Origin of the sequence: Tenacibaculum sp. MAR_2009_124, assembly GCF_900105455.1 — a bacterium.
In the GTDB taxonomy this organism is placed as follows: domain Bacteria; phylum Bacteroidota; class Bacteroidia; order Flavobacteriales; family Flavobacteriaceae; genus Polaribacter.
Window position 1 is genome coordinate 406,830 of record NZ_FNSF01000001.1, and the last position, 16,197, is coordinate 423,026.

Annotated in this window: 11 protein-coding genes; all 11 read right to left on the reverse strand. The window is 34.4% G+C overall.

Going from position 1 to position 16,197, the window contains the following annotated elements:
* Positions 1-104 precede the first annotated feature (104 nt).
* The 11 genes from BLW23_RS01070 to murQ all read right to left on the reverse strand — a co-directional run bounded on the left by BLW23_RS01070 (position 105) and on the right by murQ (position 16,137).
* A complete protein-coding gene (locus BLW23_RS01070) occupies positions 105-1,007 on the reverse strand; it encodes an arabinofuranosidase catalytic domain-containing protein (protein WP_093667403.1) in 903 nt (300 codons plus the stop codon).
* Between the two features lie 2 nt (positions 1,008-1,009).
* Positions 1,010-1,885 carry a hypothetical protein gene (locus BLW23_RS01075; protein ID WP_093667404.1) on the reverse strand — a complete coding sequence of 292 codons (876 nt, stop codon included), beginning with the start codon at positions 1,883-1,885 and terminating at the stop codon, positions 1,010-1,012.
* Positions 1,882-2,595, reverse strand: a complete 714-nt coding sequence (locus tag BLW23_RS01080; protein ID WP_093667405.1) for a hypothetical protein — start codon at positions 2,593-2,595, stop codon at positions 1,882-1,884. The genes BLW23_RS01075 and BLW23_RS01080 overlap by 4 nt, the downstream gene beginning before the upstream one ends.
* Entirely contained in the window at positions 2,592-3,305 is a 714-nt protein-coding gene (locus BLW23_RS01085) for a hypothetical protein (protein ID WP_093667406.1), read from the reverse strand. The genes BLW23_RS01080 and BLW23_RS01085 overlap by 4 nt, the downstream gene beginning before the upstream one ends.
* A gap of 8 nt (positions 3,306-3,313) precedes the next feature.
* Positions 3,314-3,976, reverse strand: coding sequence for a hypothetical protein (locus tag BLW23_RS01090; RefSeq protein WP_093667407.1), 663 nt, complete (start codon positions 3,974-3,976; stop codon positions 3,314-3,316).
* A gap of 14 nt (positions 3,977-3,990) precedes the next feature.
* A complete protein-coding gene (locus BLW23_RS01095) occupies positions 3,991-5,055 on the reverse strand; it encodes a hypothetical protein (RefSeq protein ID WP_093667408.1) in 1,065 nt (354 codons plus the stop codon).
* 3 nt (positions 5,056-5,058) lie between these two features.
* Complete coding sequence (locus BLW23_RS01100) at positions 5,059-13,050, reverse strand: beta strand repeat-containing protein (RefSeq protein ID WP_143032071.1); 7,992 nt, start codon at positions 13,048-13,050, stop codon at positions 5,059-5,061.
* Between the two features lie 113 nt (positions 13,051-13,163).
* Complete coding sequence (locus BLW23_RS01105) at positions 13,164-13,931, reverse strand: hypothetical protein (RefSeq protein WP_093667410.1); 768 nt, start codon at positions 13,929-13,931, stop codon at positions 13,164-13,166.
* Between the two features lie 104 nt (positions 13,932-14,035).
* Entirely contained in the window at positions 14,036-15,085 is a 1,050-nt protein-coding gene (locus BLW23_RS01110) for an ATP-grasp domain-containing protein (RefSeq protein WP_093667411.1), read from the reverse strand.
* A 10-nt stretch (positions 15,086-15,095) separates the two neighbouring features.
* Positions 15,096-15,350 (reverse strand): DUF6095 family protein, encoded by a 255-nt coding sequence (locus BLW23_RS23890; protein ID WP_093667412.1) that lies wholly within the window; start codon positions 15,348-15,350, stop codon positions 15,096-15,098.
* A complete protein-coding gene (murQ, locus tag BLW23_RS01120) occupies positions 15,322-16,137 on the reverse strand; it encodes an N-acetylmuramic acid 6-phosphate etherase (RefSeq protein WP_093667413.1) in 816 nt (271 codons plus the stop codon). The genes BLW23_RS23890 and murQ overlap by 29 nt, the downstream gene beginning before the upstream one ends.
* Positions 16,138-16,197 lie beyond the last annotated feature (60 nt).

The window sequence follows — 16,197 nt, forward strand, 5'->3', positions numbered from 1 at the left end:
TATTGTTTTTATTGTTTTTTTTTGTTTTAATTTCGACAAAAGAACCAAAATCACTGATATAGACTTTAATTTGTTTAATCTCGAAAAATTTACCGTTTATCGCTTTAAATGCCCCAAAAAGTAGTGGAATTACTTTCTATCTCTTGATATTGGGTGACATTTATGTCTGTTCTATACATAATGAGTTCCATAAAAGCTGTCGTTGATCGATTACCAGTTCCATCACCATTAGCCCAACCAATAGCAAAATCTTCAGTTCGAGTACATCGCCCTGTAGTATGGGCACCATTAAATCGTTGAACTCCTCCTGATCTAGCTACCGCATTGGTATTTGTTTTAATAAAAGTATATATTTCCCAAACATTAATATTTCCCGCGTTAGAAAAATATCGAGTGCTGTTACAACAAATACCTGGATCAAAATACAAATTGTTATTACTCCAGTTCATGTGTGTAGACCATCTATTCGTACCTGTTAAAACTCCGAATGAATGTTGACTTTTTGTAGTCGCTCTTACAATGGTAAGAACGGTTCCTTGATTCCCCGCATTGGTTACATCTTGAATACCATTTGGTGTATCAATAATTAAATAATCATTGCTGCCATCTCCTTGAAAATGAGGCCTGGTAATATTTGGAAAAAACTGTGGTTGCTGAGTGTTATTAGTTTGAACAGCATTTCTACCAAGTCCACTTTGATCATACCAGGTATGAATAAAAACATTACTTCCGCCTCGCCAAGTGTTAATGGCATTAATATCCAGAATGTCATTGTCTCCCCAGGTAAAGTCCTGTTGAGCATTATCGCTCGCTCTCCTAAGTCTAACTAAAGGGCCATTGTAATCACTTTCTAAGACTCTCATAGAAAAAGCAAAACTAATGTCCGTTAGCTTGTCATCAAGAATATGATGGGGTTTTAGAGTGGGGTAGTGGTTAAAATGACTAATTTGTGCTGTTAGAGTATAGCAGAAAAAAAAAGCTACACAAGTTATTTTTAAATTAAACATCCTTATAATCTTAAATCTCCTGTTAAATGAAAATTATTAGTACTAGTAGATACAAGACCAGCTCCAGCATGTTGGCCAGCTGTTGTAAATCTGGATAAACGATTTAATATGCTAACACCTCCAGCACCACTTATGGTAACTCTACCTGTGTTGATTTGATATATACTTATATTAAAACCAATAGGTAATCCACTTGGCACTGTTAATGTAAGATTGCCCGTACTATTGAATGTAAACACTTTTCCGTTATCATTTGCTGTTAAAGTATAATTTGAAACTTGATTTACTACTTCAGCGGTAGCTGGATCATTCCATTGAGTTCCGGTAACTGTGGAAGTTAAGATTTGTCCATTTGTTCCAGTCGATCCTGAACTATCGGCAAAGGAACCTGTTACACTTAAGTTGTTTGAAACTGATGTATTACCATTTAAGGTTATTCCATTAGCAATGGCATTAATTTCTACTCCAAATGTTCCAGTTACTTGAATTGTACTTCCAGTAGAACTGAATTGCATTGCACCAACAGAAAAAAACTGAGATGCGGTATTGGTGAATAATTGAAATGTGTTTAAATTATTTAAAGTGAGAGAATTTCCTCCTCCGTTTACTGTTCTTGAACTAGATAATGTTCCGTTTATCGAATAAAGGTTTGATCCTAAACTTGAAGGGGAAGTCCAGTTTGTACCATCAAAAAAGAAGATATTTTTTTGACTTGAATTATATAGCAATGAACCTTCATTTGCACCTGTTAGATTGTTCATTTCCGTATCGTCTGATGCATTGGGTAAGCCAATTACAGAATTAGCGTCTAATTGCGAGTAACAATACTGTGTTGACGCAAAAACGAAAACAGAAATTGTAATTATTTTTCTTATCATAAACCTAAATAAATAAATGTGTTAACAACTAAATATGGTTGGTATCTTTCAAATGATTGGTTGCTTCCACCACTATTTACAGTAATGGTATGGTTATGGTTTCCAGAAGTACTGGTATTGGTTGTTCCTGTTTGATTAAAAAAAGTTCTATTTGCATCAGCTCCATTTCGAATTTGGTCTGATCCAGTAGATCTGTTAAAAGTATGCCTATGACTCCCGTTGGAGGAAGTGGTTCCTGTAAAATTAATATTTGGAAGATTTGCTCTTGTTAAAACGGAAGTCGCAGATCCTCCTATATCGCCCGTACTTTGTATAGATGTAGGGTGTTTTAATATTCTATTCTGTGAATTAGGTATATTTGTTGTAAAACCTAAATTGGTTGCATTTGTTTGAGCACTGGCTGGAAGAGAACTTGTAGTTCTTCCATTGAGTATGTACCATCCACCATGATCAGATGCCAGGACACTGTATTTGACCTCACCTAATGAAATTGACTCCCTGTTGACAGGAATCCAATTGGTTCCGTTAAATAAATATATATTTTCATGAGTAATGTTATAAAGTATAGAACCTTCACTAGCGCCTGTAATACTATTCATTTCGGTATCATTGGAAACAACAGGAATACCTTTTACAGAATTAGCATCTATTTGAGCCTTTATTATTTGAACGGCAAATGTAAAGATTAAAATCACGATATAATTTCTCATAAACCTAAATAAATAAAAGTGTTAAAAACTAAATAGGGTTGATATCTTTCAAATGCTTGACTGCTACCACCAGTCGATACTGTAACTGTATGGTTATGATTACCGGTGGTACTGGTGTTTGTAGTTCCTCCTTGATTAAAAAATGTTCGGCTTGCGTCACTATTGTGCCTAACTTGATCAGTTCCGATACCTCTATTGATTGTATGTGAATGGTTTCCGTTGGAAGACGTAGTTCCAGTAAAGTTTACATTGGGTAAATTTGCTCTAGTTAAAGTGGTTGCTGCTTGACCTCCAGTATCTCCAATACTTTCGCCTGCACTTGGGTGTTTCAATACACGATCTTGGGCATTTGGTAAGTTTGTTGTAAAACCTAAACCAGAAGCGTTAGATTGTACATTCGAAGATAGAGTTGATGTTGCTCTACCATTTAATAAGTACCATCCATTGTGATCTGATGATTGTGAACTATATTTAATATCTCCAACTGTATTTTTTTCTTTATTAACAGGAACCCAATTAGTTCCATCAAATATGTATATGTTTTTTTGTGCAATATTATATACCATTGAACCCTCATTAGCTCCTGTAATACCATTGATTTCAGTGTCATCAGTAGCTGAAGGTATTCCCATTACTGAATTCGCATCGATTTGCATAAATGCTTTATGGCTAAAAAAAGCAAATAAAAAAAAGATATAAAAATTTTTCATAATGTAGGTTATTTATAAGCAGTAAAAAGAACGACTAAGTTTTCTGTAGCTGCTGTACCCGTTTTTGATATGTTAATATTGAATCCGTTTGTGTTAAAGGATGTTAGTGAAGCTGATACTACACCAAGGTTATCTCCATTTTGATTTCCATACCTTATACCAATACAATTGGAATTACTGGCATATCTAGAAATATCATTTATGGAATTTCCATGACCACCAACATAAATTACCTGTTGGACAATTGTACCAGCATCATTTCTGGCAAACCCAGTCATGGTTCCATAGGAGTTATTGAGTCCTGTGTTATTATTGCCAACACCATTATCACTATTAACATTAAAGCTTTCGACATTAGCATGAGCGCTAAATGTTATAGAAGTAGGGGAGAATGGTACCCCTGATATCGTTTGACTTCCTGCGGAAGAAATTATAAAAGCACCAACATAAATGTTACTGGTTGTTAACATTTCCTGCCAACCCGAACTGGTATATTCAACAACTCTATCTTTAGAAGTGTCAAAAGCAATGCTTCCTAATTTTGGAGAAGTAATATTATCTAATTCAGTGGTTGTTGCCGCAGGTAAACTGATAAGGGAGTTTTCATCAATTTGTCCTGTAAGCAAGTAAGTAGAAAAAAATAAAAAAAGAAAGGGGATTAACTTGTTCATTTTATCTATAATTATCAATTTATACGTTGCCAACTAGTGCCATCACTTTGAAGCCATAAGGCAGTACTGTTAAAAACAGTTGTTGAATTCCCATTACTGAGAGTTTTATATGTTGATATAGTTCTATTATTTCCAGATATATTTTTAATTATATATAGACGACCACTACAACTGTTAGCTGCGGGTAAAGTTATGTTATGTGTTCCTGTTATAATTACAGTATGATGATCTTCATTTAATGATATATTCGAGGTTGTTCTTAAGATAGCAGTTGAAATAGAACCACCGACTTGTAAAGTGGAATTAGCAACATTATATCCAGAGCTAGACGTGTCGTTGTAAGTTGGGTCTAAGGAAACTTGTTGAGGATTTATATTAATTCCAAATCTAGGTTTCGCATTGGCGCCGCCATTACTACCTTGCACTCTGAACAATTCTGTATGAAATCTACCATTGCGATAATCATACCTTTTGAATACAATCGGTTCATTTCCGTCATCACCGATAATGAATTCCATTCTTCCATCATTAGCAGGACCAGCTGAACCAATTTCAAATAAATCAGTTCCACCACTACTACCTTTTAATCGAAAACTACCGTTTGCAGTAGTAAAGAACATAGGTCGATAAAAAGAGGCTCCAGATGCCGCAAACTGAAGAGCAGCAACATTTCCATTACCATTTAAGTGTATTAAGGGTTGATTAGTATCCGTATAGTCTGGGAAATTTTGGACTAAGCCAAGTGTTTGCCTTCTTCCAAATTCTAATAAAGGTAAATTATTAGAGCGAATTTGCATTTTTATATCATTTGTGGTTCCAAGGAAATTGGAAGAGGTTGTACCGTTATTTCCGGTAATTAGCCAATTGCTTCCACTAGGAGATACCCAATTCGTCCCATTAAAAATATAGATTCCTTTTTGACTTTCATTATAAACTATGGAGCCCTCTTGGGCTCCATTTATAGAGTTCATTTCTGTAGTACTACTAACTAATGGTAAACCTAAAACAGAATTACTATCAATCTGTGCTATAGCAACAGACGAAAAAAAAAGGAAGATTATTTTTAACGAGATTTTCATGGATTAAAAATCAATTACGTTAAACATAAATTCTAAATCAATATCATCTTTTTGATTCCCACCATTATCGCTATCTCCAATATTAACTCTGAAACCATTAGCGGTTTGTTGGTAATAAGTGACTCCTGGGTCATCATAATTGGTTGTTGTATTACCAGGACAATCTCCTGCACAGTCTGCTATTGACAATTGAATAACATAGTTTGCGTCTGATCTAGGTGTAGTAAATGTAACTTGATAATCACCTTCATCAACCCTAGTAACGGTTGCACCATAAATTTTTAAAGCTGTACCAGCTCCGCTTACTTTACCTGCCGCAACAGTTACAGGCCCTGCAAAGTAAGCTCCACCATTTGCACCAACAGTTAATTTATTATCAGTTTCAGCAGCAACAACATTCGCAGTTTGATTAGTTGCGGTTTCATTACTATAAGTGATAACTCCTGTTGTTGTATTTTGAGAAAGTGAGGTAACAGTTTCGTTTACATCCACTGAAGTAGCTGTTGGAGTAGCACGGTATTCTCCAATTTTGTGGGTTGTTCCTGTCGTCGTGTTAGTGTACGTTCCTACTTCGTTGGTAGGATCCGTATCTAAATCAGCAGTTATGTGAGCATTTAAAGCTGTTTGTAAAGCAGCATCAGCAGCATCACTATCAGTTTCATTTTGATTAACATCGTTTTGTACGGCAGTAACATCAGTATCCAAAGCAAAATCACTAAGGTCAGCTGTTGTATTGGTACCATTTTCGATATTTATTTCTAAGTTTTCACCAGTTAAAGTAGCAGCTCCTAGATTTTGATCATCAGTACTAACACCAGATATATCTATAGTTTGATCTCCACCGCTATCAGTAATTGTTAAAGAAGTTCCATCAAAAGCAATTCCTGTATTGTGTTCGTTGGTAGGATCCGTATCTAAATCAGCAGTTATGTGAGCATTTAAAGCTGTTTGTAAAGCAGCATCAGCAGCATCACTATCAGTTTCATTTTGATTAACATCGTTTTGTACGGCAGTAACATCAGTATCCAAAGCAAAATCACTAAGGTCAGCTGTTGTATTGGTACCATTTTCGATATTTATTTCTAAGTTTTCACCAGTTAAAGTAGCAGCTCCTAGATTTTGATCATCAGTACTAACACCAGATATATCTATAGTTTGATCTCCACCGCTATCAGTAATTGTTAAAGAAGTTCCATCAAAAGCAATTCCTGTATTGTGTTCGTTGGTAGGATCCGTATCTAAATCAGCAGTTATGTGAGCATTTAAAGCTGTTTGTAAAGCAGCATCAGCAGCATCACTATCAGTTTCATTTTGATTAACATCGTTTTGTACGGCAGTAACATCAGTATCCAAAGCAAAATCACTAAGGTCAGCTGTTGTATTGGTACCATTTTCGATATTTATTTCTAAGTTTTCACCAGTTAAAGTAGCAGCTCCTAGATTTTGATCATCAGTACTAACACCAGATATATCTATAGTTTGATCTCCACCGCTATCAGTAATTGTTAAAGAAGTTCCATCAAAAGCAATTCCTGTATTGTGTTCGTTGGTAGGATCCGTATCTAAATCAGCAGTTATGTGAGCATTTAAAGCTGTTTGTAAAGCAGCATCAGCAGCATCACTATCAGTTTCATTTTGATTAACATCGTTTTGTACGGCAGTAACATCAGTATCCAAAGCAAAATCACTAAGGTCAGCTATTGTATTGGTACCATTTTCGATATTTATTTCTAAGTTTTCACCAGTTAAAGTAGCAGCTCCTAGATTTTGATCATCAGTACTAACACCAGATATATCTATAGTTTGATCTCCACCGCTATCAGTAATTGTTAAAGAAGTTCCATCAAAAGCAATTCCTGTATTGTGTTCGTTGGTAGGATCCGTATCTAAATCAGCAGTTATGTGAGCATTTAAAGCTGTTTGTAAAGCAGCATCAGCAGCATCACTATCAGTTTCATTTTGATTAACATCGTTTTGTACGGCAGTAACATCAGTATCCAAAGCAAAATCACTAAGGTCAGCTGTTGTATTGGTACCATTTTCGATATTTATTTCTAAGTTTTCACCAGTTAAAGTAGCAGCTCCTAGATTTTGATCATCAGTACTAACACCAGATATATCTATAGTTTGATCTCCACCGCTATCAGTAATTGTTAAAGAAGTTCCATCAAAAGCAATTCCTGTATTGTGTTCGTTGGTAGGATCCGTATCTAAATCAGCAGTTATGTGAGCATTTAAAGCTGTTTGTAAAGCAGCATCAGCAGCATCACTATCAGTTTCATTTTGATTAACATCGTTTTGTACGGCAGTAACATCAGTATCCAAAGCAAAATCACTAAGGTCAGCTATTGTATTGGTACCATTTTCGATATTTATTTCTAAGTTTTCACCAGTTAAAGTAGCAGCTCCTAGATTTTGATCATCAGTACTAACACCAGATATATCTATAGTTTGATCTCCACCGCTATCAGTAATTGTTAAAGAAGTTCCATCAAAAGCAATTCCTGTATTGTGTTCGTTGGTAGGATCCGTATCTAAATCAGCAGTTATGTGAGCATTTAAAGCTGTTTGTAAAGCAGCATCAGCAGCATCACTATCAGTTTCATTTTGATTAACATCGTTTTGTACGGCAGTAACATCAGTATCCAAAGCAAAATCACTAAGGTCAGCTGTTGTATTGGTACCATTTTCGATATTTATTTCTAAGTTTTCACCAGTTAAAGTAGCAGCTCCTAGATTTTGATCATCAGTACTAACACCAGATATATCTATAGTTTGATCTCCACCGCTATCAGTAATTGTTAAAGAAGTTCCATCAAAAGCAATTCCTGTATTGTGTTCGTTGGTAGGATCCGTATCTAAATCAGCAGTTATGTGAGCATTTAAAGCTGTTTGTAAAGCAGCATCAGCAGCATCACTATCAGTTTCATTTTGATTAACATCGTTTTGTACGGCAGTAACATCAGTATCCAAAGCAAAATCACTAAGGTCAGCTGTTGTATTGGTACCATTTTCGATATTTATTTCTAAGTTTTCACCAGTTAAAGTAGCAGCTCCTAGATTTTGATCATCAGTACTAACACCAGATATATCTATAGTTTGATCTCCACCGCTATCAGTAATTGTTAAAGAAGTTCCATCAAAAGCAATTCCTGTATTGTGTTCGTTGGTAGGATCCGTATCTAAATCAGCAGTTATGTGAGCATTTAAAGCTGTTTGTAAAGCAGCATCAGCAGCATCACTATCAGTTTCATTTTGATTAACATCGTTTTGTACGGCAGTAACATCAGTATCCAAAGCAAAATCACTAAGGTCAGCTATTGTATTGGTACCATTTTCGATATTTATTTCTAAGTTTTCACCAGTTAAAGTAGCAGCTCCTAGATTTTGATCATCAGTACTAACACCAGATATATCTATAGTTTGATCTCCACCGCTATCAGTAATTGTTAAAGAAGTTCCATCAAAAGCAATTCCTGTATTGTGTTCGTTGGTAGGATCCGTATCTAAATCAGCAGTTATGTGAGCATTTAAAGCTGTTTGTAAAGCAGCATCAGCAGCATCACTATCAGTTTCATTTTGATTAACATCGTTTTGTACGGCAGTAACATCAGTATCCAAAGCAAAATCACTAAGGTCAGCTGTTGTATTGGTACCATTTTCGATATTTATTTCTAAGTTTTCACCAGTTAAAGTAGCAGCTCCTAGATTTTGATCATCAGTACTAACACCAGATATATCTATAGTTTGATCTCCACCGCTATCAGTAATTGTTAAAGAAGTTCCATCAAAAGCAATTCCTGTATTGTGTTCGTTGGTAGGATCCGTATCTAAATCAGCAGTTATGTGAGCATTTAAAGCTGTTTGTAAAGCAGCATCAGCAGCATCACTATCAGTTTCATTTTGATTAACATCGTTTTGTACGGCAGTAACATCAGTATCCAAAGCAAAATCACTAAGGTCAGCTATTGTATTGGTACCATTTTCGATATTTATTTCTAAGTTTTCACCAGTTAAAGTAGCAGCTCCTAGATTTTGATCATCAGTACTAACACCAGATATATCTATAGTTTGATCTCCACCGCTATCAGTAATTGTTAAAGAAGTTCCATCAAAAGCAATTCCTGTATTGTGTTCGTTGGTAGGATCCGTATCTAAATCAGCAGTTATGTGAGCATTTAAAGCTGTTTGTAAAGCAGCATCAGCAGCATCACTATCAGTTTCATTTTGATTAACATCGTTTTGTACGGCAGTAACATCAGTATCCAAAGCAAAATCACTAAGGTCAGCTGTTGTATTGGTACCATTTTCGATATTTATTTCTAAGTTTTCACCAGTTAAAGTAGCAGCTCCTAGATTTTGATCATCAGTACTAACACCAGATATATCTATAGTTTGATCTCCACCGCTATCAGTAATTGTTAAAGAAGTTCCATCAAAAGCAATTCCTGTATTGTGTTCGTTGGTAGGATCCGTATCTAAATCAGCAGTTATGTGAGCATTTAAAGCTGTTTGTAAAGCAGCATCAGCAGCATCACTATCAGTTTCATTTTGATTAACATCGTTTTGTACGGCAGTAACATCAGTATCCAAAGCAAAATCACTAAGGTCAGCTGTTGTATTGGTACCATTTTCGATATTTATTTCTAAGTTTTCACCAGTTAAAGTAGCAGCTCCTAGATTTTGATCATCAGTACTAACACCAGATATATCTATAGTTTGATCTCCACCGCTATCAGTAATTGTTAAAGAAGTTCCATCAAAAGCAATTCCTGTATTGTGTTCGTTGGTAGGATCCGTATCTAAATCAGCAGTTATGTGAGCATTTAAAGCTGTTTGTAAAGCAGCATCAGCAGCATCACTATCAGTTTCATTTTGATTAACATCGTTTTGTACGGCAGTAACATCAGTATCCAAAGCAAAATCACTAAGGTCAGCTGTTGTATTGGTACCATTTTCGATATTTATTTCTAAGTTTTCACCAGTTAAAGTAGCAGCTCCTAGATTTTGATCATCAGTACTAACACCAGATATATCTATAGTTTGATCTCCACCGCTATCAGTAATTGTTAAAGAAGTTCCATCAAAAGCAATTCCTGTATTGTGTTCGTTGGTAGGATCCGTATCTAAATCAGCAGTTATGTGAGCATTTAAAGCTGTTTGTAAAGCAGCATCAGCAGCATCACTATCAGTTTCATTTTGATTAACATCGTTTTGTACGGCAGTAACATCAGTATCCAAAGCAAAATCACTAAGGTCAGCTGTTGTATTGGTACCATTTTCGATATTTATTTCTAAGTTTTCACCAGTTAAAGTAGCAGCTCCTAGATTTTGATCATCAGTACTAACACCAGATATATCTATAGTTTGATCTCCACCGCTATCAGTAATTGTTAAAGAAGTTCCATCAAAAGCAATTCCTGTATTGTGTTCGTTGGTAGGATCCGTATCTAAATCAGCAGTTATGTGAGCATTTAAAGCTGTTTGTAAAGCAGCATCAGCAGCATCACTATCAGTTTCATTTTGATTAACATCGTTTTGTACGGCAGTAACATCAGTATCCAAAGCAAAATCACTAAGGTCAGCTGTTGTATTGGTACCATTTTCGATATTTATTTCTAAGTTTTCACCAGTTAAAGTAGCAGCTCCTAGATTTTGATCATCAGTACTAACACCAGATATATCTATAGTTTGATCTCCACCGCTATCAGTAATTGTTAAAGAAGTTCCATCAAAAGCAATTCCTGTATTGTGTTCGTTGGTAGGATCCGTATCTAAATCAGCAGTTATGTGAGCATTTAAAGCTGTTTGTAAAGCAGCATCAGCAGCATCACTATCAGTTTCATTTTGATTAACATCGTTTTGTACGGCAGTAACATCAGTATCCAAAGCAAAATCACTAAGGTCAGCTGTTGTATTGGTACCATTTTCGATATTTATTTCTAAGTTTTCACCAGTTAAAGTAGCAGCTCCTAGATTTTGATCATCAGTACTAACACCAGATATATCTATAGTTTGATCTCCACCGCTATCAGTAATTGTTAAAGAAGTTCCATCAAAAGCAATTCCTGTATTGTGTTCGTTGGTAGGATCCGTATCTAAATCAGCAGTTATGTGAGCATTTAAAGCTGTTTGTAAAGCAGCATCAGCAGCATCACTATCAGTTTCATTTTGATTAACATCGTTTTGTACGGCAGTAACATCAGTATCCAAAGCAAAATCACTAAGGTCAGCTGTTGTATTGGTACCATTTTCGATATTTATTTCTAAGTTTTCACCAGTTAAAGTAGCAGCTCCTAGATTTTGATCATCAGTACTAACACCAGATATATCTATAGTTTGATCTCCACCGCTATCAGTAATTGTTAAAGAAGTTCCATCAAAAGCAATTCCTGTATTGTGTTCGTTGGTAGGATCCGTATCTAAATCAGCAGTTATGTGAGCATTTAAAGCTGTTTGTAAAGCAGCATCAGCAGCATCACTATCAGTTTCATTTTGATTAACATCGTTTTGTACGGCAGTAACATCAGTATCCAAAGCAAAATCACTAAGGTCAGCTATTGTATTGGTACCATTTTCGATATTTATTTCTAAGTTTTCACCAGTTAAAGTAGCAGCTCCTAGATTTTGATCATCAGTACTAACACCAGATATATCTATAGTTTGATCTCCACCGCTATCAGTAATTGTTAAAGAAGTTCCATCAAAAGCAATTCCTGTATTGTGTTCGTTGGTAGGATCCGTATCTAAATCAGCAGTTATGTGAGCATTTAAAGCTGTTTGTAAAGCAGCATCAGCAGCATCACTATCAGTTTCATTTTGATTAACATCGTTTTGTACGGCAGTAACATCAGTATCCAAAGCAAAATCACTAAGGTCAGCTGTTGTATTGGTACCATTTTCGATATTTATTTCTAAGTTTTCACCAGTTAAAGTAGCAGCTCCTAGATTTTGATCATCAGTACTAACACCAGATATATCTATAGTTTGATCTCCACCGCTATCAGTAATTGTTAAAGAAGTTCCATCAAAAGCAATTCCTGTATTGTGTTCGTTGGTAGGATCCGTATCTAAATCAGCAGTTATGTGAGCATTTAAAGCTGTTTGTAAAGCAGCATCAGCAGCATCACTATCAGTTTCATTTTGATTAACATCGTTTTGTACGGCAGTAACATCAGTATCCAAAGCAAAATCACTAAGGTCAGCTATTGTATTGGTACCATTTTCGATATTTATTTCTAAGTTTTCACCAGTTAAAGTAGCAGCTCCTAGATTTTGATCATCAGTACTAACACCAGATATATCTATAGTTTGATCTCCACCGCTATCAGTAATTGTTAAAGAAGTTCCATCAAAAGCAATTCCTGTATTGTGTTCGTTGGTAGGATCCGCATCAGCATCTCTAATATCAATAGTTGTATTTGTTCCGTTTGTTATTTGAATTTCAATTGATTGATTTAGAGTTACAATACTATTAGAAAGTCCTTGCGAATCCGTGTTGTCAAGATATACAGATAAGTTAGCCGTAGTATCAGATGTAGTACCATTACTAAGAGTTAATATATTTGTGGTATTATCAAGTGTAATTGTTTGAGCATCTGTATTGTCTAAAAATGTTGATAGATTAATTTGGTTTGTTACACCATCTTCATCTGTATAGTCGATGTTTGTATTGTCTGCATTAAGAGCTATGGTTGTTAATGTTTCTAAGTTTTTAACATCAATATTAGTAGCCCCCCCATTTTCGTCAGTATAAGTAAAGATTCCATTAGAACCTTCAACAATAGTAGTCAACGTTTCAAGGTTTTGAACCACATTGGTCAGATCAAGTTGAGTAGTTACTCCATCTTCATCAGTATAGTCGATGTTGGTATTGTCTGGATTAAGAGCTATGGATGTTAAAGTTTCTAAATTCTTAACATCAATATTCGTAGTTGCACCATTTTCATCGGTGTATGTGAAAATACCATTAGAACCTTCAACAATAGTAGTCAACGTTTCAAGGTTTTGAACCACATTGGTCAAATCAAGTTGAGTAGTTACTCCATCTTCATCGGTATAGTCAATGTTTGTATTATCAGCGTTAAGAGCTATGGTTGTTAATGTTTCTAAGTTTTTAACATCAATATTAGTAGCCCCCCATTTTCGTCAGTATAAGTAAAGATTCCATTAGAACCTTCAACAATAGTAGTCAACGTTTCAAGATTTCTAACAACATTAGTAAGATCTAATTGATTAGTAACCCCATCCTCATCAGTATAATCGATATTTATATTATCATTGTTTAGAACAAGAGATGTAAGTGTTTCAAGGTTTTTGACATCAATAATAGTTTGAGCACCGCTTTCATTAGTATACGTAAATGTTCCATTAGAACCTTCAACAATTGTTGTAATTGTCTCGATGTCGCTAATAACATCTCCCAAATTCACACTACCACCATTTACTAAATTTAAAGTATTGGTGGTGTTGTCAAAAGTAAGAATCTGGATTTCGTTTGTAGGATCATTATCGGCATCATCGATCAATGAGCTTAAGTTAACCTGTCCCCAATCACCCAATGACAATATGTTCGTGTTGGTATCAAATTCTAGAGGACGACTTCCAACCTGATCACATAAGCTTGTCCAGGTCATATTGCCATATTGGAAAATACAATCTTGATCTGTGTTATAAACAATGGCTCCTTCTAGAGGGAAAATCAAGTTCATTTGATTGTCGGTAACTCTAGTAATTACAAGTACCTTGTCACTGCTTTCGAGTTCTAAAACGGAACTTCCATTAATTACATTGGGATTATCTCCGATTTTTACTTGACCTAAGGTGCTAGCAATTGATGTAAAAATCAGAGCAAATAAAATAATAATTCTCTTCATAATATCACGTTATTAATTCATTGAAGTTGAGATAGCTCCAATAAATATAAGGGGTTATATAATATTTAGACGTTGTTTTCTTTAAATAGTCACAAATATAGGGTTTAAATTATATTTTTAATAGTTGATATATAGTTTTTTAACTGCAATATTTCCTTGGAAAATTCCCTTGTATTCTTGTAGGGAATCTTTAAAGCCTTATGATTTGTAGTAGATATATTGTATAGGTTTTTCCAATGATTTCGAATTTCTTTTAAGGCTTCTAGGTAGGTAAAGTTTTCACTATCATATATGTGAGTTGGTTCAGCTATAATGCCATTTATTTCAAGTATTTTAATGTTTTCTCCTCTTTCGAGTTCTTCGAATGAGTTATATTTTATGTCGAGACGTCCGTAATACCATCCATCAATTGATTTATTTATTTTATCAAAGGTTTCATGAAGCTTCTTACTGATCAAATAATTTCCATTAATAAATTGAGTTCCTTTAGAATGATTTCCTATTACAGATAACCTGATCAATTCATTTTTCTTAGGGATTTTTTCCAACTCCGAAAAATTAGTTTTACAAATAATATCAAAATATAGCTTAGCTCTTTCATCATTTAAAACCAGATCTTTCAGTGTAGATGTTCCGTCACCTCTAACAGATAAAAATCTTTTTAAAGTTATTGAGGTGATTGTTCCTTTCTGAGCTTTTGGATTTCTTATATAAAAGATACCACATTCATTATTCATATTAACATATTCTTGAATAATAATGTCAATTTTATATTTTTCTAAATACTCTTTTAGCTCATTTTTTGATTTTATTTTTCGTACAAGTAATCCTCTAAATCCTATATCTGGTTTCGCAATTAAAGGAAATGTGATCTTTTTTTCAATTAACCCTTCAAGTACTGAATTAAAATTAGTAGTTGATTTAATCAGTAGCGATTTTGGCCTTAAATTCTCAGGAATTAATTGTATGGTTTCGTATTTACTTTCAGTTCCATTACCTGAGCTTTTTATACTCGGATTTGCCGCTGTGAAAAACGTGAGTTTCTTCGCTCTCCATGCTAAATAAAATGCATAGGGAATATTTGGGATGTAAAAAAATGACGATGGCCAGTACTCCCAATTAAAGATTTTATAATACTTTATTCTATACTTCAAATTAACGTTTTTATTCTTTGAAAAGAGAATCTAAAATGGTTTTTATAGTTTTAAATCCGAAATATACTGTATATAAAGTTAAGAAAATACTTAGAATAAATAAAGAATAGGCGATAAATATTTTTGGAGAAGTTGTAAAAACTCTTAAGGCTTTAAATGAAATATTCAAAAACAAAGGAGATAATATAAGTAAAAATAGAAGGATGAGCGTGTTTCTAAAACCTTTTTCCATATCGTTATTTTTGTTTATAGTTTTTAAGTGCATTTCTCACATTGCCATAAGTTTTTATTAAAATTTCGGCTTCTGACTCCACAATGTTAAGTTCTGATTTAAGTATGTCAATTCCACGTTTTACTAACTTATTGTTTGAAAGTTGCATGTCTACCATTTTATTTCCTTTTACTTTACCTAACTGGATCATTGTAGAAGTAGAAATCATGTTTAGAACTAATTTTTGAGCTGTACCTGCTTTCATTCTTGAACTACCTGTTAAATATTCTGGTCCAACGATAACAACAATAGGGAATTGAGCTGTTAGTGCCAATGGACTTTTATCATTACAAGTAATACATCCCGTAACAATATTATTCTTATTACATTTTTCAAGAGCGGCAATAACATAGGGAGTAGTTCCCGATGCCGCTATACCTATAACAACATCATTTTCGTTAATATTATGTTTTGATAAGTCTACCCATCCTTGTGTTTGTGAATCTTCTGCAAATTCAACTGACTTACGAATTGCCTGATCTCCACCAGCAATTAATCCAATTACTAGTTCATGAGAAACACCAAAAGTGGGAGGGCACTCACTAGCATCAACAATACCTAGTCTTCCACTAGTTCCTGCTCCTATGTAGAAAAGGCGACCACTATTTTTAAGTTTAGCAACTATTTGCTCTACCAATTTTTCAATTTGAGGTATTGCTTTTTCAACCGCGATAGGAACTGTTTTGTCTTCACGGTTCATATCGTTTAAAATTTCTGAGAGCTCTTTTTTTTCTAAATCGTTATACTTAGAGTCTTGTTCTGTTGTCTTTATAAATGTCATATAACAAAGTTACGAATATTGGTTTTACGTAAGTATTAAATTTCTTAAAGTGACCAACAA

What these genes read in the sequence shown, in the direction of transcription:
- BLW23_RS01070 (WP_093667403.1), bottom strand. Translation starts at nt 1,007, where the DNA reads ATGTTTAATTTAAAAATAACTTGTGTAGCTTTTTTTTTCTGCTATACT.
- BLW23_RS01075 (WP_093667404.1), bottom strand. Translation starts at nt 1,885, where the DNA reads ATGATAAGAAAAATAATTACAATTTCTGTTTTCGTTTTTGCGTCAACA.
- BLW23_RS01080 (WP_093667405.1), bottom strand. Translation starts at nt 2,595, where the DNA reads ATGAGAAATTATATCGTGATTTTAATCTTTACATTTGCCGTTCAAATA.
- BLW23_RS01085 (WP_093667406.1), bottom strand. Translation starts at nt 3,305, where the DNA reads ATGAAAAATTTTTATATCTTTTTTTTATTTGCTTTTTTTAGCCATAAA.
- BLW23_RS01090 (WP_093667407.1), bottom strand. Translation starts at nt 3,976, where the DNA reads ATGAACAAGTTAATCCCCTTTCTTTTTTTATTTTTTTCTACTTACTTG.
- BLW23_RS01095 (WP_093667408.1), bottom strand. Translation starts at nt 5,055, where the DNA reads ATGAAAATCTCGTTAAAAATAATCTTCCTTTTTTTTTCGTCTGTTGCT.
- BLW23_RS01105 (WP_093667410.1), bottom strand. Translation starts at nt 13,931, where the DNA reads ATGAAGAGAATTATTATTTTATTTGCTCTGATTTTTACATCAATTGCT.
- BLW23_RS23890 (WP_093667412.1), bottom strand. Translation starts at nt 15,350, where the DNA reads ATGCACTTAAAAACTATAAACAAAAATAACGATATGGAAAAAGGTTTT.
- murQ (WP_093667413.1), bottom strand. Translation starts at nt 16,137, where the DNA reads ATGACATTTATAAAGACAACAGAACAAGACTCTAAGTATAACGATTTA.